Raw genomic sequence first — 19,348 nt, forward strand, 5'->3', positions numbered from 1 at the left:
CTCACATCCGGAAGACGCCGAAGTTCGACGTTCCCTTGATCGGGCCATTGGCGATGGCGGACAGACACATTCCCAGCACGGTTCGGGTGTCTCGTGGGTCGATCACCCCATCGTCGTAGAGCATTCCGGATAGGACCATCGGCAGCGACTCAGCTTCGATCTGGCCCTCGACCGCGGCGCGCATCGCGGCGTCCGCCGCTTCGTCGACCTGCTGCCCGCGCGCCTCGGCGGCCGCCCGGGACACGATGGACAGCACGCCCGACAGCTGCGCGCCACCCATCACCGCGGATTTGGCGCTCGGCCAGGCGAACAGGAACCGGGGTTCGTACGCACGCCCGCACATTCCGTAGTGGCCGGCGCCGTAGGATGCGCCGATCAGCAGTGAGATGTGCGGGACGGTCGAATTCGACACGGCGTTGATCATCATCGAGCCGTGCTTGATCATCCCGCCTTCTTCGTAGTCCTTGCCAACCATGTAGCCGGTGGTGTTGTGCAGGAACAACAGTGGCGTATCGGAACGGTTGGCCAGCTGAATGAACTGCGTGGCCTTTTGCGACTCCTCGCTGAACAGCACGCCGCGCGCATTGGCGAGGATGCCCAACGGGTAGCCGTGCAGCTGGGCCCATCCGGTCACCAGCGACGACCCGTACATCGGCTTGAATTCGTCGAATTCGGAGCCGTCGACAATGCGGGCGATCACTTCCCGCGGGTCGAACGGGATACGCAGGTCGGCCGGGACGATGCCGATCAGTTCGCTCTGGTCGAACAGCGGCGCAGTTACCGGCTTCGGGTCCGGTCCCAGCTTCCGCCAGTTCAGCCGGGCCACAATGCGACGGCCGATCCGGATCGCGTCAAGCTCGTCGACCGCGAAGTAGTCGGCCAAACCCGATATGCGAGCGTGCATTTCGGCGCCGCCCAGTGACTCGTCGTCAGATTCTTCGCCGGTGGCCATCTTCACCAGCGGGGGACCCGCCAGGAACACCTTGGAACGTTCCTTGATCATCACGACGTGATCCGACATGCCTGGCACGTAGGCGCCGCCCGCGGTGGAGTTGCCGAATACCAACGCGATAGTGGGGATGCCCGCCGCCGACAACCGGGTCAGGTCGCGGAACATCTGCCCGCCGGGGATGAATATTTCCTTCTGCGTGGGCAGGTCCGCGCCGCCGGACTCCACCAGCGAAATGACCGGCAGGCGGTTCTGCAACGCGATCTGCTTGGCCCGCAGTATTTTTCGTAGTGTCCACGGATTGCTGGTGCCGCCTTTGACGGTGGGGTCGTTGGCGACGATCATGCATTCCACACCGGAGATCGCACCGATGCCGACAACCAGACTGGCGCCGACTGTGAACGCGGTGCCATAGGCTGCCAGCGGACTCAGTTCCAGGAACGGCGAATCCGGATCGACGAGCAGCTCGATGCGTTCCCGCGCGGTCATCTTGCCGCGGGCATGGTGACGCTCGACGTATTTGGGACCGCCTCCGGCAATCGCTTTGGCCAGTTCGGCGTCGATCTCGTCGAGCCGTGATGTCGCCGCCGCAGCCGCCTGAGTGTAGGTGTCGGCGGTCGCGTCGAGGGTCGACTGCAGCGTAGTCACGATTGATATCCCAACAGTTTGGCGGCCAGGGCGGTGAGGATTTCGGTGGTGCCGCCGCCGATGCCCAGGATCCGCATGTCCCGGTATTGGCGTTCGACTTCGGATTCGGCCATGTAGCCCATGCCGCCGAACAGTTGGACCGCTTGGTTGGCCACCCATTCGCCGGCTTCGACGGCGGTGTTCTTCGCGAAGCACACTTGCGTAATCAGGTTGGTCTCGCCGGCGAGTTGGCGTTCCACCACGCTGCGCGAGTAGACGCGTGCCACGTCGATACGGCGGGCCATCTCGGCGAGCGTGTTCTGCACGGCCTGCCGCGAAATCAGCGGACGGCCGAACGTCTCTCGGTCGCGGCACCACTGCGCGGTTATGTCCAGGCACCGCTGCGCGCTCGAATACGCTTGGGCGGCAAGACCGATGCGCTCGGCGACGAACGCCTGCGCGATCTGGGCGAACCCGCTGTTCTCGATGCCGACGAGGTTGGCCGCAGGCACCCGCACGTCGGTGTAGGACAGCTCGGCGGTGTCCGAGGACCGCCAACCCATTTTGTCGAGCTTGCGGCTGACCTCAAAGCCTGGCGTGCCCTTGTCGACCACCAGCAGCGAAACCCCCGCTGCGCCAGGGCCTCCGGTGCGCACCGCAGTAACGACGTAGTCGGCGCGGACCCCCGAGGTGATGTAGGTCTTGGCGCCGTTGACGATGTAGTCGTCGCCGTCACGTACCGCGGTGGTGCGCAGGTGCCCGACGTCCGAACCGCCACCGGGCTCGGTGATGGCCAGGGCTCCGATCTTCTCGCCGGCCAGCGTTGGGCGCACATACGTGTCGATCTGCCGCTCATCGCCGGCCGCAATCATGTGCGGCACCGCGATCCCGCACGTGAACAGCGACGCGAACACCCCTCCGGGTGCACCCGACTGGTGCATCTCCTCACAGATGACCACGGCGTCGGCGCCGTCCCCGCCGCCGCCGCCGACGGCTTCGGGGAAGTTGGCGCCCAGCAGCCCCGCCGCACCGGCCCGCCGGTGCAGGTCACGCGGCAGGTCGCCGATGTGTTCCCACTCGTCGATGTTGGGCAAAATCTCCCGTTCGGCGAACGAGCGCACCGTCTTTCGCAGTTGCTCGCGCTCCGGCGTGGTCCAGATACTCATAGGAGGCTCTCCGGAATGTCGACGTGTCGGCTGCGCAACCATTCGCCCAGCCCCTTGGCCTGCGGGTCGAAGCGTGCCTGGTAGGCGACGCCCTGACCGAGGATTCCCTCGATGACGAAGTTCACCGACCGCAAGTTGGGCAGCACGTGGCGGGTGACCTCGAGGTCGGCCGTCTCGGGCAGCAGTTTTTTGAGCAGCTCGACGGTCAGGGTGTGGGCCAGCCAGCGCCACTGCTCGTCGGTGCGGACCCACACGCCGACGTTGGCCGATCCCCCTTTGTCGCCGCTGCGTGCCCCGGCGATCAGGCCCAACGGCACCCGTCGGGTCGGGCCGGTTGGCAACGGCTCCGGCAGTGGCGGTGGGTCGGCGGGCGTCAGCTCCAAAGTGTCTGTGGCGCAGGGGATTTCGATGCGATCACCGTCGGCGTGCACGGCGACGTGCGGTACCTGCGCGGCATCGACGTAGCCGGGCTGGAAGACGCCGTACACCTGTCCGTCGCCCGGCGGGGCGGTAGAGGTAAATCCCGGATAGCTGGCAAGCGCCAATTCTACTGCCGCTGAGGAGAATTGACGTCCGACGTTGGCGGCATCAGGATCGCGGACCACGCAGCGCAGCAACGCGCTGGCGGCTTCCTCGGTGTCCGCGTCGGGGTGGTCGGTGCGGGCCAGCGTCCATTCCAGTTCGGCGGGCTTGACCGTCAGCGCGGCCTCGAGTTGACGTCGCACCAAGTCCGCCTTGGCCTCGACGTCCAGGCCGGTCAGCACAAACGTCATGGAATTGCGGAACCCGCCGATGCTGTTCAGCGACACCTTGAGCGTCGGCGGCGGCGGCTCGCCGACCACACCGCTCACGCGCACCCGGTCGGCGCCGTCAGCAACGAGCTGGATGCTGTCCATCCGCGCCGTCACATCCGGGTTGGCGTAGCGTCCGCCGGTGATCTCGTAGAGCAGTTGGGCGGTGACCGTGTCGACGCTGACCAGGCCCCCGGTGCCGGGGTGCTTGGTGATCACCGACGAGCCGTCGGCGTAGACCTCGGCCAGCGGGAACCCTGCGTAGGTCAGGTCAGGGACCTCGGTGAAGAAGGAGAAGTTGCCGCCGGTGGCCTGGACACCGCATTCGATGATGTGGCCGGCGACCACGGCGCCGGCCAGCTGGTTGTAGTCGGTACGGCCCCAGCCGAAGTGGGCGGCCGCCGACCCGACGATCACCGAGGCGTCGGTGACCCGGCCGGTGACCACCACGTCTGCTCCGGCGTTGAGACAGTCGGCGATGCCCCATCCACCCAGGTAGGCGTTTGCCGTCAGCGGGGTGCCGAGTCCCAGTTCGGCGGCCCGCGGCAGCAGGTCGTCGCCTTCGACGTGCGCGATGCGGGCCGGGACGCCCAGCCGTTGCGCCAGATCCCGCACCGCCCCGGCCAGTCCGGCGGGGTTCAGCCCGCCGGCGTTGGCGACGATGCGCACGCCGCGGTCAATCGCCAGGCCAAGGCACGCTTCGAGTTGCGTCAGGAAGGTCTTCGCGTAGCCGCGCTCCGGGTGCTTCATCTTGTCGCGGCCGAGGATCAGCATTGTCAGCTCGGCCAGATAGTCTCCGGTGAGGTAGTCGAGTTCGCCGCCGGTGAGCATCTCGTGCATCGCCGACAGCCGGTCACCGTAGAAACCCGAGCAGTTCCCGATTCGCACGGCACCAGCCGATGGGGCCACGCGTGTCCTCCCTTCAGTGGGACTACCGGTGGCGGCAATCAAACCAACCAACCGGTAGATTACCTGGTTCCGCAGGCCGCGTAGAAAGGCATTGACACCTGGGTAAACGCACAGCTTTCCTGTCTAAACCCGCTAACCTTTCGGTTAGTAGGTTTATTGGTGTCGACGGTTTAACCAGGGGTCACCTGAGTTTTGACAACACGCATGTTCAAAATCGCGGAAGGGGGGAACGGGTGAAGTCCATGCCATCTGAGCGAGCGCACAGCCTGACCTATTCACTGCCCGAACCCTGGGAGGCGGCCATCACAGGCTGGCTCACCTATCTCATCGCCGCCGGAAGCTCCGCAGCGACCCGCCGCACCCGCCGCGCCCACATCCGCGCCGCCGCCCGCAAGCTCGACACCGCACACCCGCGCGACGTCACCGCCGCAGACCTCATCATCGTGCTCGGTAAGCCCGGTCATTCCGCCGAGCACCGCCGCGGCATGCGCGCCAGCCTCATGTCCTTCTACAAGTGGTGCGTGAACGCAGGCATCGCCGACACAGATCCCACGCTCGAGCTTCCACAGGTGCGTGCCGCCGTCGCCTCCCCACGCCCGGCCACCGACGACATCTGGCAGCAGATCCTCAACACCGCCGACAGTCGGACGGTGCTGATGGCGCGACTCGCCGGGGAAGCAGGGCTACGGCGAGCAGAGGTGGCGCAGGTGCACACTAACGACTTGATCAGTGGTAATGATGGAATGCAGTTGATTGTCCACGGCAAAGGCAACAAACAGCGCGTCGTGCCGATTACGCCATCGCTGGCGACTGCGATCACCGCGGCGCGACCCGAAGGCGGCTTTGTGTTCCCCGGCCGCATCGACGGACACATGAGCGCCGAACATGTTGGCGACTTAGTCAGTCGGGTGATGCCGCGCGGATGGAGCATGCACAAGCTGCGGCACCGCTTCGCGACTCGCGGCTACGCCGGCACCGGCAATCTCCGGGCCGTGCAGGAAGCGTTGGGCCACTCGTCGGTGGCAACCACGCAAAGATACACGGCTGTTTCTGCGCGGGAGGTGCGGTCGGTGGCTGATGCGGCGGCGTGGAACGGTCTAAGCAGGGTAAGGGAGTTTCGTCACTGTGACCAAGAGATCAGCAGCCTGAGAGGTAACTGTGAGTGGAAACCAAGAGATCGCAGAGGCATTGTGCGCGGCGGATTCGATCTTGTCGCTGTTGCATTACCGACACCGCAACGAACTTGGGGATCAAAACCGGGCAGATGTCGAGGACGCGATGAATAAGGTCACCGCGCTCCGCCCCTGGTATGAAGCCGAGATGCGTCGTTGCACTGCACGAAGCGGCGAGGGCTACAACTGCGATCTAAGCGGCGTCCACGAAGAACACGAGCATCGCTTCCCAAGCGGCGCACTGATGCGGTGGGCGGCCAGCCGGTGAGCGATTTGGCCGCAGACCGTTAACCGTTCGATTAGGAGCCCTGGGATAGAAAGGAAGCCAATGGGCGGAGCGTTTCACATCTTGCAGAATCAGCTTTACTGCGTCGCGGAGCAGGTCGCCGAGAGTATCGGCCTGGTAGACCGCCGCATCGCCGAGCGCCGTGACAGGCTGCGCGGGTCGGCCACCGAATATGACCGTGGCTATCACACGGGCTACGCCGACGCTATGAAGTTCGCGAGATCTGAACTGGAGCGCATCAACCGACTTCCTGGTGTCAGCGAGCATGTTGCCGAAGTCGCCGCCAGTCTTACGTGACCACTAACCCAATGATTAGAAGGCAAATGAATGATTCCCGGTGACGTAGTTGAAGCCACCTTCGACCCAATACGCACAGACGACCTTAAGCCAGCGGCACGAGCCATCATAGGACAGCGATTCCGCTGGACATGCACACGTGAGGTCGAGGACAACGGTCCCGACTATGACGGGCAATGGCGACTAGAGCTTGGGCGCGAGGATTTCGAACGGACCGGCATCTGGTGGGTGGCGGAGTGTGACCTGAGTGGGCAGACAACGAGCATCTGCACCGAGTGCATCGGCAAGTGCCCGCAGCTGGGCTCGTGGCTGTGCCTTGGCTGCGGTGAGAAAACTGATTGCCGATGGACGCCAATGACATTCGGCATCCGCTGGTTGTAGACCTGGAAACGACGAAAAAAGCCGCCCGCTCCATTCTAGGAGAGGGCGGCTTTCGTTTTAACCGACGTAGTGCCAGCAGATGATGATGTTGAAGACGACGACAGCTGCCAAAGCGATCCAGCCGGACGCGATGACTACCGTCTGCGCGCGCGAGCCTTGTTTTTCAGCGACCACCATTGCACCTGCGCCCATTTGCGCGGGCTCACGGCCACCCAGTAGCCGGGGCTGAGCCAGTCGGGGTTTTGCCAACGGTCAGGCAGGAATGACACGGCGAGCACGACGGCGCACTGGATGACGATGAATCCGATGACGAGCCAGAGGATCGCGGCCTCGCCAAGGCGGTTCACGGCAACGGCGGCAACGCCGGCAATCCTGGCAACGCGGGCAGCGGAACAGGAACCGGCACTTCACCTTCTGTCTGCGGCGGAGCCGGCAGTACGTTCGGCGGCGCATTCCGGTTCAGCGGCGGCATCTGCACATTACCGGGTTGTTGCCACGGCTTAGTGCGGTCGTCGGGGAAACCCTCGTCAGGGCTCACCAGTTCACTTGTAGGGCCAGCCGCAATGAGATGCCCCTCGCGAACGCAAAAGGCTTTCCCGCGGGCAATGATAGCCGTTACATCGATATAGCTATGTTGCCAAACGAATGGCGGGTTAGGTTGTGGCGCAACAGTATTATCCGGACACCTAAACGAACAGCCTTGGCCGCTGCCGCCGATACCATTGCCGCCGATACCACCCAGCGACAGCGGGCCGGCTGGCGCGAAAGCGAATGCGCCGCCCTGAACGTTGGCTCCGCCGGATTCGCAGTGGTAATGCGTGAGGTTGATTTCTGTTGGCCCGTCGCAGAACTGGCCGCTGGCATCGACGATGAAGTTGATGTCGACGCCGGTGCCGACGCCGGGCGGCTGGCAGGGATAGTTGAAGTAGTCCGCGTGTGCCGGCGGCGTGGCGGCTGAGAGCTGCCACAGGGTGAGCGTCAGGCCGAAAAGTATGAGCAGTAGCGGTTTCATCTCAGATCCCACATGTTGGTGCCGGGTACATTTTCTCTTTCCGTGCTTCCAGAGCGGCGACTCTTGCGTCACGAATCTTGTTTACCGCGAACAGATAGTCCCGAATGGTTCCTTGCACCCAAGCCCGGTAAACCGGGTCCGTCGTGTGCAAGCCGGCGATCTCCGGCGGCGGATTCGTTAAGGTGGCGAGCCAGTGTGCGTTGGCGTCGATTTCCTGGCTGGCCAACGTATCCGATTCGTCGCTGAGCCTGGCCCGGTCCTGCAGCACCACGTTGAATTCGGCCTGGCACTGCTTGACTTCCGCGGCCAAACCGACTTGCTGGATCGCGAGGAAAACGATCACGGAAACACCCATGATGATGCCGAGCGGTGTCAGGTCGAGGATGATGCCCTGTTTCTTCAGTTTGAAGTAATGCCAGGCTGAGGCGGCGGCGACTCCGGCTAGGAAGAACAGCATGCGGGTGGTGTTGAAGAGGTCGTACCACTGGCTGCTACCCATTGGTGTCGTCCTCTGCGCGAGCAATGCGAGGCGGTTTCTGCGCTCTGAGTTCGCCGGTGTGCTTGTCCTCGATGATGGGCGCCATTCCGCCTGTCGCGGTTTCAACCACGGCATGGGCATCTTCTGCCACTGCCACAGCGTGCTCCGCTTTCTGCTCGACACGGGCGGTCTTCTCCGCCGACCGTCTGCTCTGCGCGATACCGAGGTTGCCGACCCAAATCCCGGTGATGGTGACGAAAGCGTTCGTCAGCTCAGGAGCGGTGATGTTGGCCAGCCGGAACCCAATGTAGGCGCAGAACACCAGGACCCACGCGGCGGTGGCGATTCGGCCGTCGCTGGCCCAGGCCGCCCACTTCGATGTGGAGCCGTTGCCGTTAGCCATTCGGGCCTCTCATCGATTGACGAGGCGCACCGACTGGGTCGCGGCGACTTGCGGGTCGGTGGTCTGGTTCGGGGCGAGGTAGTGCACGATCGCGCCGGCGATGGCTACGACGACGCCGATGGTGTTGGCGACGCTTTGCGGCAGAATCCCGGTCGTGTAGCTCAGGATCGGGGTGCCGACCGACACGATGAGGGTGGCGACGTTGATGATCGTCTTGGTGATCTCCGATAACTGCATTAGTTTCCCTTTCTCTAGCAACAGGTTTGGTGGCGGTTAGAACGGCCACCACGATGGTTTCTGTCCGCCGGCGCCGGTCATGGCGCCGACGATCCGCTGCGCGAGCGCGCCGGGGTCCAGCACACCGAACAGCGGCGACACTTTTGGTTGTGACGCGGTTGGCGATGTCGTCGGTGGTTCCGGTGATGTCGTGCAGCAGATCCTCGACGGGTTTCTCCGCCGCACCGAGAAGCCGGCTAGGCAGTTCGTCGATCTTGCCGAGGACGGCAGTCTTCAGTTCGTCGCCGACGGATTGGATTTCGCCTTTGATGTCGTCTTCGACCTCTTGGATGCCGGCTTTGACTGCGGCTTGGGCGATCGGCGTCAATGTGTCGACGATCCACTGCTGAATTTTCGAGGTCATTCATCCGACCCTCTCGATAAGCCAATTCACCATCGCCGGCACGAACGGTCCGTACTGCCAATGCGGCGCATTCGGCCCGGCCGCCGCGAACACCAGGCCGTTGATGATCGCCTTCACCATGCCGATCGGTGCTTCCAGCGCCAGCGCAATCGACAGGAACGAGCCGACTCCGGATTTCTGGATGAAGTTGTAGATCCGGGTTTCGACCTTCCCGGTCGAGTCTTCGTGATGCCAGGGGTCCTCGCCGACTGGGCAAGCGGCGTAGAGGTCACCGTCGAGCGCGCACGACAATAGGCAGTCAGGTGTTTGATCCGGTGTCAGGTCAGCGGGCCCGGCGATGCCGCCGGTGGTCGCCCCGTCCTCTTCTGTGGGCATCGGCATCCCGGCGACAAGGTTCCCATTCGCCACACCCGGGCACCTGGTGGGGTCTCCGAATAGGATCAGTCCGCCCCGCTTCTGCACGTCGTCTAACCTGTTGTGCAGCACGCCGTTTGGGTTAAGGATGTCGTTCACCCATACCTGCGTCATACCGATAGCTGACTGGGAGTAGCCGCCCAGAACCAGCGGATAGCCGACGGGGCAGGACCCGTCCTGCTCGTGACGTTTCACTTGCGCGACGACCTCGACGCGCAAGGCTTGCACGGATTTGCCCATGTTCACCACCGCGGCCGGGTAGCCGCAGGGCTGCCACCCGATTTTCGGCAGCGCACCGGATCCGACGAGCTGCGCCATCACGTAATCCCACGGGGAGTTCACCGCAAACCCAATGTCGGTGGAGAACCCTGGCCCGAAAGGATCCGGCACACCGGTCCCGTTCGCCGAGACATACAGAGGCTGTCCCATGTCAGCCGATGTCCTGCTTGAGTTTCTCGACGATCAGGTCGGCGATGATGACCAGCGATTGCGTGTCCACCATGGGTGCTATGACAGGCGCAGCGGCCGGCGGTGTGGCCGCCTCTTCGGTGAACGGATTGTCCAGCACTGGTTCGGCTTTGTCGCGGGCCGCCGCGAAGTGCGACACCACATCATCGTCGGCCTGCGCCGCCAGCAGCTGGTGCAGCAGTTTGTTGTTCTGATCCGCCAACCACCAAATCGCGGTGATCGTATCCCGCAACCCATACGGGATGGAACGGTCAGACGACGGGACACCATCGTCGATCTTCTTGAACCGCAGCAAATCCCATGACAGCCGGTTCAGCCAGGACCGGACATCCCAGGCCCGCCACGGCGCGAACCCGTTCTTCGTCTTGTCCGCACCCTCGTAGAGGACGATGGTGTCGGCCGGTGCCTGGTTGTTGGCCTGCATCGGGGGGAATAGTTGAGCCATCACATCATCGGGTCCGGCCATTACTTCGTCTCCTTCGGGGCCGCTTTCTTCGCGGCCTTTTGTTTGGTTTGGGGTTGCAGCCCCCAGAGGAAGTCGCGCAGGGTTTCACCCTTCGACCCCCAGGACGGGTCACCCGGGCCTAGTTGGGCCACAATGTATTCGAGCAATTCCCGGTCGGTCGCGGCCTTCGTCCATACCAAGAATGGGTCACCGGGTGTGTCGGGTGCTGGTATCGGGATTGGTGTCGGTGCGGGCTCGCCGGTGGCGTGTTTGGCGACAGCTGTCTTGAACACGTCCCACGGGAAGTTGGGGCCGACGTCGGAGTGGTTGTTGCCGTCCTTCAGGTAGACGCTGCAGTAGTTGTGGTCGGCCGCGCCGGGCGGATCCGAATAGGGCGCCGCAATCACCTGCGCCCGTAGTTTCGGGTACTTCGCCACGTCTTGCACGAACAGGTAGGCGGCAACGTCGATCACCTTGGCCTGCTTCAGCCACTGCTCACGCGTCCAGCTCGTCGAGCTGCCGGCGAAGCAGAAGTTGATCGAGCGGTCATTGGAGTTACCGACCGACCAGCTAGCCTGGTCGGTGTCCACCACATCGACAATCGTCACGCCACCGTCGGAGGCCTGACTTCCGGTGTAGTGGTAGGACACTGGATTCGGGCCGCCTGTGGTGGAGATCAGGAAGTCAGCCAGGTCTTCGGCAGCGCTGTCACCGCCGCCGCCTTCCTGGGTGTGCAACAGCCACAGGTCGACATCGGTGTCGCCACGGTCCTGACTGTTGTCGCACCACTTCGGGAACTCGTTGAAATCCGGCCGGTTCGGGTCGGGCGCTGTCACAGGTGCGGTTCCTCCAGTGAGTTGGTCATAGAGCGTTTGTGCGTCGCTGATGCGCTGGTCGTAACGGTCCGGGAATGCGGACTGCTGCACCGCCTGCGCGTACGATCCGGGGCTATTGGCGGTGTTGTTGTAGTCCAACTTCTTCAGGCGACTGAAGAACAGCTGGGCTGACTTGTAGGGGTCCATGCAAGTCGCGGCGTCACCCCACCACCAGCCGCCGGCGCCTTGCACGACTTGCTGCTGGAACAGGCCGACGCTGTAGCCGTCGGAGCCGACCGCGTCGTGCGGAATGCTCATGGAAGCTGGAACTTTCGCGTTGGCGTAGTTCGCCCAGTTCGATTCGACGTAGACGGTGGCGAACCCGATCACAATGCCGCGCGCAGTGATGCCGAGGTCGCGTCCTGCTTGCAGCACCTGTGGGGCGTATTGGTCGGCGCTCACTGCTGACCTTTGCCGTGGAGCACGGTGACGTCGCCTTGTTCGGCGAGCAGATGCGCGAAGTCGGTAAAGCTGATTGCGAAGTAGCCGCCCGGTTTGCAGCCGGGCCACGCGTCAGTGTCGCCCCAGGAGTTACGGAAGATGATGACTTCTTCGGCGTAGTCGATTCCGGCGGCGAGGTATTCGTGGCCGCCGGCGATGTTGGAGTCGGTGAGCCGCCCGACTTTCACTAGCCCGTTGTGAGGCTTGAACATCGTGTTGGTCCAGAGGGTGCCGACGATCGCGGGTGTTGTTTCCAGCGCGGCCTGCAGCGCCGAGAAGGAGAACGTGTGGGTGTAGCGGTCGAGGTAGCCGAGCTGCACCCCGGCCTTCGCGACCGCCAGGCCGGTGCACCCGGTGTCGTCGGGCGGATATGCGCCTGATGTGCTGTCGAGATGTGTTCCCAGCGAATAGATCTGCACCGCGTCGCCCTCATTGAGGTAGTGCCCGCCGTGCACGGTTTCGCGAACCTGGTTGGCGAAATTCGCGTTCAGCCACTGGGCGGTCGCGTTGCCGGTGCAGCTTCCGACGTCGCCCTGGTTGAGCGGGCCCGTGCCGGAGTCCCAGAATGTGTTCTTGACCCGGGGTTTCGCGGTGCGCGGCAGGAACTCGTAATCCAGACTGCGGGAGTCGTGGTGCACGTGACGGCCCAGCCGCGGGTCGGTCGGCTCGTAGCGTTCAATGGTCAGGGTGTGCGTCATCGCTGCCCTTTCTTCTTATGGCCGTGGTGAATTGCGTGCCCGAGGTATTCCAAGATCGCGCCGGCGAGTGCCGAGACGAGTGATACGAAAGCGATGAGGGCTATGACATGCCCAGTCATGTCCGCGGGTAGTGGCAGGCGTGCCCGTGGCGGCGCAGACGCCGGTCGATCACGTGCTCAATCGTGACCATAATTTTTCGATGCGGTCGGCTAGTTCAGCTTGCTGCCCACGGCATCGTTGTAACCCTTTATCCAGTAGTAGGTGTACGGATACAGGTCTTCGGAGGTTTGACCGTACGGCTTGGGTTCGGTGGCCGATTCCGCCACTGCTGCCGCGCGGCCCTCAGCGATCCGCTTCTCAATAGCGTTGATATCCACAGTGATTCGCCTTCTACAGCTTGAAGATTTTGTTGCTGCCATTGTCGAACTGGATATTGATGTCTCCTCCGTTGGGGGTGACGGGCAGGCCGGTAGCGGTGTCGATGTAGGCGATCAGCGGGCTGGTGGCCGCGGTGCCGGTGTCCTTGTAGGCGATGATGGCTTCGGAGGGGTCGCCGGTGACGGTGGAGAATGCGAAGTCTGCGGCATCAGCCACCCCAGCTGTGGTGGCTTTGGACGTCAGCGCCCCGGAGGTGGCTACGCGCCCACCGCTGGCCACGTCGGACAGGAATTCATGGGTGGACAGGTTGACGGTGTAGTCAGCGACGTCCACCAACACGAATTTGATGGTGTCGTTGTTCCAGCTGATCTCCCCGCGCAAAAATTTTTCCCTGCCTTTGTCATAGAGTGCATTGGCCATTGCTGTCTTTCTCCTTGTGTTAGTTGGGGTTTCAGACCCATTCCAAAAGCGTGTATCCGTTGGCTCCGTTGCCGCCCGCGCCGACGGAGCCCAGGCCGCCGCCGCCACCACCGCCACCGGCGCCGTACGCGCCGCCTGTACCGCCCGTACCGCCGTTTCCTGCTGCGCCGGACCCGCCGAAGCCGCCACCGCCCCCGCCGCCGCCGTTGCCTGCGCCGGCCGATGACGGGGATCCGCCGTTTGGTGAGCCGGATGTGCCTGCGGCACCGCCGGTCCGGTTGTTGCTGTTGCCGCCGGCGGATCCGTTCTGGCCGCCGCCGACAGCACGGCCGGCGCCGCCACCCCCGGCACCGACGTTGTTGGTGGTGTCGCTGCCGCCTGCGGTGGGGCCGCTGGTGTAGCCGCCGCGGCCGCCGTCCGTGCCGGTATGAGTTGTGGCGGAAACACCGCTGGCGGAACAGGTTCCCCCGGCGCCGCCAGCGGCATTAGTGCTAGATGCGCCGTTGTTGCCGCCCTGGCCGCCGCCCGCCGACAACGACACACCGCCGGAGCTGAACGTGGATGCCGTACCTGATGCGGTGGGGCTGGAGCCGCCCGACCCGACGCCAACCGTGTAGGTGGCACCGAGGGAGGCGACAGGAATGAATACGCGGTCGACGCGTCCGCCGCCGCCGCCTCCGGCGCCGCCGCTGATGAACTGCGTTGTCCCGCCTGTGCCGCCAGCACCACCTGCGCCGATTCCGGTGAAGTAGACACCGCTTGCGCCTACTGGAACGGGTTGGTTGGTGCGTGGTGTGTTTGTCTCGTTGAACGGCGTGAAGGTTGGGACTGCTTCGACGGTCATGGTGCCGAACGCTGTGACGCTGGCGATTCCGGTCAGGGAGACGGTGACAGCCCCCCGCGCCAGGGTGGTTGTGCCGAACGTCTCCGCGCTGGGAATCCCTGTCGGCGCGATGTTTTGGTTTACCTTGGCAGCTCCGAACGCCTCCGCGGACACAATGCCGGTCAGCGCCATACTGGAGTTAGCTTTGGCGGTGCCGAACGCTTCCGCGCTGGGGATGCCCGTCGGCGCCACCGTCACCGGCCCCGTGGTCACCGTTGGGGCGCCGAACGCCTCCGCGGTGCTGACACCCATGGGCAGAACCGTCACGGGGCCAGGAGCTGCCGCGCTGCCACCGAACGCCTCTGTGGATGCGATACCTACAGGTGCGATGATCTGGATTCCGCCCGCCACATTGGGTGTGCCGAATACTTCCCCGGACAAAATTCCGGCCAGCGTCACATTCAGCGCCAGCGTCGGTGCTCCGAACGCTTCCTCAGATGGAATGCCAGGCGGGGCAACCATGTAAGCCACGGCGGTGGCCCCGAACGCTTCGGCAGTGTCGATACCGCCCACGTCGATCACGTCCACCGGCCCCGTGGTAATCACGGGCGTGCCGAATCCCTGCCCGGAGGCGATGCCGGTGGGGGCCACAGTGACAGCACCCGGGATAGCTGTGGGTGTGCCGAACGCCTCCCCGCTGGGAATCCCTTGGAGCAGCACGGTGGCTGGCCCCGGATCCAGCAGGCTGCCGCCGAACGCCTCCAATGACGCGATGCCGGTCAAAGTCACGGTTTGGCGGTAGCGGGCAGTCAATTCCCCGAATGCCTCGAGGCTGGGGATGCCGGTGAGGGTGACGGTCTGTGTCGGCGCCACCCGTGTCGTGCCGAACGCCTCCGCAGACGCGATCCCGCTCAGTTTGACCCGGGTAGGCGCCCACCAGCCGATCGGCGGCCGAGGTCGTGGGATCAGCGTCGGTGACCAGCCAGGCAGCGAACGCCGCGGCCGAACCGACGAAGGAACGTAAGCCATCAGGCCTGCCTGGCCCGGAAAATCACTCGGCCTTCACCGCTCTGACGGCCCACCGCCGGATACCCGGAACCACCACCACCGCCGGGGGTATTTCCATCCTGGTTAGCGCCCACAGCCGCGCCACCCTGGCCCAGATACCCGGCTATCGTTGCGCTTGGCGCCCCCTGCCCGCCAACAGTGCCGCTACCGCCCCGGCCACCGCCATTTCCGCCAGCGGCAGTTTTTGTTGCAAAGCCGCCTCCGCCAGGACTGTTAATTGTTGTCGGATTCCCGTTATCGCCAGGCTGCAAAATAAATGGGTTCAATCCACCGTCAGCATTATCCCCGACAACTCCAGTCAATTGTGTTGTGCCCAAAGGTATATGCGTGCCATAAATCAGCGTTCCGGAAAGCAATTGCCCGCAGGCACCCCCTTCCAGCGCGGCGAAATAACCACCAGACTGTCCACCACCGCCGCCACCCCATGCGAAGTAGTCGATCAACGCGCCAGCGACCTGCGCGAAACTGGGGATCGGGTACGTGTACGACCCGGCTCCACTGTTCTGCCAGATTTGCGGCGGGTGATAGTCGAGCGGAATATCGCTACGCCCTAAACCGATCCACGGCGTTTTAGTGGTGAACATGGCGTTCATCGTCCCGGCGGAAAGGTTCAGGTTCGGCGCGCCGCCGGCGGTGTTGCGTGAGGCGCCGAGTCGTTTCGTGGTGGCGCCGGGGAAGTCGTCACCCATCCAGGCGAAGTCGCAACCGGCGATCGACATGGTGCCCGAGCCGACAATAATGAACTCGACAACGATATTGTCTGACGCCGCATGCACAATCTTGTTGGCGTCGGGCACCTGGTAGGCGTCCCATGACCAAGTTGTTGTCAAATCCCCAGCCTTGTTGGGCGATTGGAACAAATGGCTAACGGTGCCATCCAAATTGAGTTTGCCGAAGTTGATGTAAAACCCTGTGATCGTCCCGGTGTACATGCTGCGCCAATACAGGATGCCCTTGGTGTCAGCGTTCGGCATCCTGATCGTGCCGATCGCTGACGCGCCCGAGGTGACCGCGAAATTGCTTGGCGTCGACCCGGTCCCGAGCAGGGTGACACTGAAGTTGGAAACCGTTGTGCGTTCCAGCGCCCCGTCGATCGGGTTGTTTGTACGAACACCCAACGTCACCTCGTGGGCCCCGGCGAGCATATTGGCGTTCAGGGCGCTGAACGAGGTGTCCTGCGCTGCTGAACTTAACGCGTCCAACGTGAAATCTGACAGGCCCTCGAGACGCAGCGCCGAAGTCACCTGATTCCACATGGTGTAAAACGTGTCTTCAATGGTTGAGATACCGCCCGCGCCAAGAACATTCGCCCCAGGAATGAGGGTCAACGCCGTCTTCCAGTCGTCGAGGAACCAGCCGGTGTCGGAGCCGCCGATCAAAGCTTGCACACCGACATCGATCAGGTCCTGAATGTTTTGGGCGATGTTGCCGCTGCCCTGGAAGCCGAGGATGTTCAGGCCGGGGATCGCTGAGGCGATGCTCAGCAGGTCTAGCAGGTTGAAGTCTTCGCCGGAGATGCCCCACGCGTTCAGAAAGGTGTCGATGATGCCTTGAAAGTTGCCGAGCAGCTCCTGCAAAGATTCGGGCAGCCCGTCGATCCAGTCTTGCGGCGCAACCCCATCCCCCACCTGCTTGGTTAAAGAGCCGAACGAGAACCACACATCACCGTCGGTGGCGGTGTCCTCAAGGTGTGGGCGCATCACCACCTGGTCGATGGTGTGCCCGGGCGCGTCCGGCACCGTGTAGTCGCCGACGATCGGCACCCAGCCGTCGTCTTCGGCGTCTGGGTGCGTCGTCGAATCCGAGCCCGGGGTCACCGCGGCCACCACAGTGGTGGCCACCTCCTGCACGATCGCCTCACCACCGGAGATGACGGTTTCGTAAGCGGTCGCCAAAATCTGTATCGGATCCCCTGTTGATGACAGGTCAGACCAGAACGATTTGATCGACATCGGGATGATGTCGCCGCTGGTGGCGCTGATCGCGTTGGAGTACAAGTCTTTTGGCGAACCGTCGGCGGTGGTTTTCGCTGATCCGAGCGCGCCTTCGGGGGCGAAACTGTCAGGCGCGAAGTCGCTGCCGGCTAGCATGGTTCCGTTGCCGAACAGCGGATCGATCAACAAGTTGGGGATGACGTCACGCAACGCCGACAACGGCAACAGGCCGAACAACTGCTCGGGCAGGTTCCCGAAGATGTTGAACGCATCCAGCGGGGAGCCGGAGGTCAGGATCTGAATGAACAGGTTGAAGATGTCGGTCAGCCCATGCCCGCTGCCCTCTAGTCCGAGGGCGTTGCAGATGGTGTCGATCAGTTCCTGCGCCCCGGGAATCAGGGCGATCGCGTCGTCGACGACGCTGGTGATCGCCGTGAGGATCGGGTTCGGGCCGGACAGGTCGAGGCCGCCGAACACGTCCTGGAAAGCGCTCAGAACGTCGTCGAGGCCGAAGCCGCTGCCGGAGACACCGAGCCCGTTGACGATCTTGTCGATGAGGGAGACGAAGTCGCCGAGGACGGGGACTTGTTCGATCGCGGCCAGCAGGGACGGCAGGTCAGTGATGTCGGACAGGTTTAGCCCGAAAATCTTGCCGATGAACGCCAGGAACATTCCCGGCAGGCCGCCGGCGATTCCTTGGAACACGTTCAGTGAGGACGTGTTCCAGCCGTCTGAGGACTGAACCTGGCCTTTCAAGATGTCGCTGACAGAGCTTTGGGTGCGCTGCGCCAGTCCTGGCAGTGAGCCGTCGCCGGAGGTGACGCCGAACTCGATGTCCGGGGATATCCCGGCCTGCTCGTTGGGCAGTGTCACGTTTGCGCCTCTTGCGCGGCGGCGAGCTGCTGTTCGGCCTGCTTGATGATCACCTCGTGCCGGGCGCGGATGTCGGCCAGAATCTGCTGCTTCTGCGCTTCGGTGGTTGCGGCGTCCATCCGGTCGGCCAGGTCCGGTGCGAAGTCACGCACGATCGCCATTGCGTCTTTGGATTTCATGCTGACCAACTGACGCGGGCGGTGGGCGCCCATGCCCGGCGGACCGGTCACCAGCAGCTGTTTGGTCGCGAGCTCGGGGTGGACGCGCACCCCGAGGTCGTACATGCCGGCGGCGATTTGTGAGCGTGCCGGTGGCGGTAGGAACCACAACGCCTTGGCGAGCAGCACGCACTGGTCGACTTTTTCGAAGTCGGGCATCAGATACGGTCCATCGCTTGCCAGTTGGTGACCTGCAGACCATCAGAGTTGGCGCTGGTCGACCACGACAGGGCGGTGTAGCGGTAGCCGGGACCGTGCGGTACAGCGGCGCTGGCGTCGTGCCACGACCCGAGCAGTGTTGTCCCATCGCTGGCGTACAGGCGGATGGTGGCGGCGTCGTCGTCGTAGTCGATGACGTAGGAATCGCCGTCGGCGACCGCATGCGCGGTCGGGGTGCCCTGATAGGAGACCGTGGTGGGGCTGGTTGGGATCACGAACGCGAACGTTTGCGTGCGTGTCGATCCGGATTTGCTGTCGGCGAACTCCACCCCAACGCCGGTACTCAAATACGTGTCGGCGCAAGGGAACACGCGCAATCGGTTGTAGGCGCCCGATCCTGTGGCGGACTGGTTGAGCAGCGAAACTTTGACACGGACGCTGTTGCTGTTCAGTTCCCGGTACCAGCGGATAGCGTTGTCCTGGGCGGTGCCGAAACCGAGGAACCCGCCGTCGGTCTGCGAGCCAACTCCGTTGGGCAGCGAAGCGCCCGAGTTGTCGTAGACCATCGTGGTTCCGGCCATGCGGATCCACGAGGACCGCAACCCGGGGGTCGGCCACGTGTCGGCGAATTGCAGCGCCTGGGCGATACCGGTGGGTGCCGGAGCCAGGAACTGCGCTTCGCGGCGCACAACGTTTCCGCAGCGGATCTGATAGGGCTTCGCGTCGGCGGTGGTGAGGAAGATTTCAAAGCCGGCACCGTTCGGAATCGGGTCAACAACCGACGGTGCGGCGTTGAAGTCGATGCCGTTGGGGTTCACGGCGCCGTCCACTATGGTCAGCACTCCGCCGGAGCTGTCGTAGAAGATCGCTTGCGCCGTCGCACCGTCCGGCCACACCCCGCCCGCGATATCTCTGGGCAGCGTGTAGGGAGGGTCCCAGAATTTCGGGTTCCAGGTGCTGCCGCGGGAAAGCACCACCACAGAGGGGATCGACTCATACATCAGGCGCGCCTGCCGATATTAG

19 protein-coding genes and 1 pseudogene are annotated in these 19,348 nt (G+C 63.7%); 2 read left to right on the plus strand and 18 right to left on the minus strand.

Annotated elements, in window-relative coordinates:
* Position 1: 1 nt before the first annotated feature.
* Genes AC5Y21_RS13255 through AC5Y21_RS13265 form a run of 3 tightly spaced genes read right to left on the minus strand, consistent with a single transcriptional unit; the run spans position 2 to position 4,421 of the window.
* Complete coding sequence (locus tag AC5Y21_RS13255) at positions 2-1,597, minus strand: acyl-CoA carboxylase subunit beta (protein WP_499912912.1); 1,596 nt, start codon at positions 1,595-1,597, stop codon at positions 2-4.
* The gene (locus AC5Y21_RS13260) at positions 1,594-2,742 is read right to left on the minus strand and encodes an acyl-CoA dehydrogenase family protein (protein WP_499912913.1); all 1,149 of its coding nucleotides are present in this window, start codon (positions 2,740-2,742) and stop codon (positions 1,594-1,596) included. The genes AC5Y21_RS13255 and AC5Y21_RS13260 overlap by 4 nt, the downstream gene beginning before the upstream one ends.
* Positions 2,739-4,421: an acyclic terpene utilization AtuA family protein gene (locus tag AC5Y21_RS13265; RefSeq protein WP_499913029.1), complete on the minus strand. Its 1,683-nt coding sequence runs from the start codon at positions 4,419-4,421 to the stop codon at positions 2,739-2,741. The genes AC5Y21_RS13260 and AC5Y21_RS13265 overlap by 4 nt, the downstream gene beginning before the upstream one ends.
* Before the next feature lie 263 nt (positions 4,422-4,684).
* Between AC5Y21_RS13265 and AC5Y21_RS13270 the strand changes: the two genes are divergently transcribed.
* Together AC5Y21_RS13270 and AC5Y21_RS13275 are read left to right on the plus strand one after the other, a co-directional pair.
* Positions 4,685-5,728 carry a tyrosine-type recombinase/integrase gene (locus tag AC5Y21_RS13270; protein ID WP_499912914.1) on the plus strand — a complete coding sequence of 348 codons (1,044 nt, stop codon included), beginning with the start codon at positions 4,685-4,687 and terminating at the stop codon, positions 5,726-5,728.
* A gap of 214 nt (positions 5,729-5,942) precedes the next feature.
* The gene (locus tag AC5Y21_RS13275) at positions 5,943-6,197 is read left to right on the plus strand and encodes a hypothetical protein (protein WP_499912915.1); all 255 of its coding nucleotides are present in this window, start codon (positions 5,943-5,945) and stop codon (positions 6,195-6,197) included.
* 515 nt (positions 6,198-6,712) lie between these two features.
* Here the strand turns inward: AC5Y21_RS13275 and AC5Y21_RS13280 are convergent.
* From AC5Y21_RS13280 to AC5Y21_RS13350, 15 genes and pseudogenes are all read right to left on the minus strand, one after another.
* On the minus strand, positions 6,713-6,925 hold the full coding sequence (locus AC5Y21_RS13280) for a hypothetical protein (RefSeq protein WP_499912916.1): 213 nt from the start codon (positions 6,923-6,925) through the stop codon (positions 6,713-6,715).
* Entirely contained in the window at positions 6,922-7,590 is a 669-nt protein-coding gene (locus AC5Y21_RS13285; protein WP_499912917.1) for a hypothetical protein, read from the minus strand. The genes AC5Y21_RS13280 and AC5Y21_RS13285 overlap by 4 nt, the downstream gene beginning before the upstream one ends.
* A gap of 1 nt (position 7,591) precedes the next feature.
* Entirely contained in the window at positions 7,592-8,089 is a 498-nt protein-coding gene (locus AC5Y21_RS13290) for a hypothetical protein (protein WP_499912918.1), read from the minus strand.
* Entirely contained in the window at positions 8,082-8,471 is a 390-nt protein-coding gene (locus tag AC5Y21_RS13295; protein WP_499912919.1) for a hypothetical protein, read from the minus strand. The genes AC5Y21_RS13290 and AC5Y21_RS13295 overlap by 8 nt, the downstream gene beginning before the upstream one ends.
* A gap of 9 nt (positions 8,472-8,480) precedes the next feature.
* On the minus strand, positions 8,481-8,708 hold the full coding sequence (locus tag AC5Y21_RS13300; RefSeq protein WP_499912920.1) for a hypothetical protein: 228 nt from the start codon (positions 8,706-8,708) through the stop codon (positions 8,481-8,483).
* A 403-nt stretch (positions 8,709-9,111) separates the two neighbouring features.
* The gene (locus AC5Y21_RS13305) at positions 9,112-9,954 is read right to left on the minus strand and encodes a hypothetical protein (protein ID WP_499912921.1); all 843 of its coding nucleotides are present in this window, start codon (positions 9,952-9,954) and stop codon (positions 9,112-9,114) included.
* A 1-nt stretch (position 9,955) separates the two neighbouring features.
* Positions 9,956-10,459: a hypothetical protein gene (locus AC5Y21_RS13310; RefSeq protein WP_499912922.1), complete on the minus strand. Its 504-nt coding sequence runs from the start codon at positions 10,457-10,459 to the stop codon at positions 9,956-9,958.
* A gap of 455 nt (positions 10,460-10,914) precedes the next feature.
* Positions 10,915-11,571: pseudogene (locus tag AC5Y21_RS13315) on the minus strand (peptidoglycan recognition protein family protein); the annotation flags it as partial.
* Between the two features lie 140 nt (positions 11,572-11,711).
* A complete protein-coding gene (locus AC5Y21_RS13320; RefSeq protein WP_499912923.1) occupies positions 11,712-12,452 on the minus strand; it encodes a C1 family peptidase in 741 nt (246 codons plus the stop codon).
* 209 nt (positions 12,453-12,661) lie between these two features.
* Complete coding sequence (locus AC5Y21_RS13325) at positions 12,662-12,829, minus strand: hypothetical protein (RefSeq protein WP_499912924.1); 168 nt, start codon at positions 12,827-12,829, stop codon at positions 12,662-12,664.
* A gap of 13 nt (positions 12,830-12,842) precedes the next feature.
* A complete protein-coding gene (locus AC5Y21_RS13330) occupies positions 12,843-13,250 on the minus strand; it encodes a hypothetical protein (RefSeq protein WP_499912925.1) in 408 nt (135 codons plus the stop codon).
* A 31-nt stretch (positions 13,251-13,281) separates the two neighbouring features.
* Positions 13,282-15,102, minus strand: coding sequence for a hypothetical protein (locus AC5Y21_RS13335; protein ID WP_499912926.1), 1,821 nt, complete (start codon positions 15,100-15,102; stop codon positions 13,282-13,284).
* Positions 15,102-17,747 (minus strand): glycine-rich domain-containing protein, encoded by a 2,646-nt coding sequence (locus tag AC5Y21_RS13340; RefSeq protein ID WP_499912927.1) that lies wholly within the window; start codon positions 17,745-17,747, stop codon positions 15,102-15,104. The genes AC5Y21_RS13335 and AC5Y21_RS13340 overlap by 1 nt, the downstream gene beginning before the upstream one ends.
* A gap of 197 nt (positions 17,748-17,944) precedes the next feature.
* Positions 17,945-18,325, minus strand: coding sequence for a hypothetical protein (locus AC5Y21_RS13345; protein ID WP_499912928.1), 381 nt, complete (start codon positions 18,323-18,325; stop codon positions 17,945-17,947).
* Positions 18,325-19,326, minus strand: a complete 1,002-nt coding sequence (locus AC5Y21_RS13350) for an LtfC-like domain-containing protein (protein ID WP_499912929.1) — start codon at positions 19,324-19,326, stop codon at positions 18,325-18,327. Before AC5Y21_RS13350 ends, AC5Y21_RS13345 begins: the two co-directional genes overlap by 1 nt.
* Between the last annotated feature and the right edge of the window lie 22 nt (positions 19,327-19,348).

Source organism: Mycobacterium sp. NGS41, from assembly GCF_059812725.1.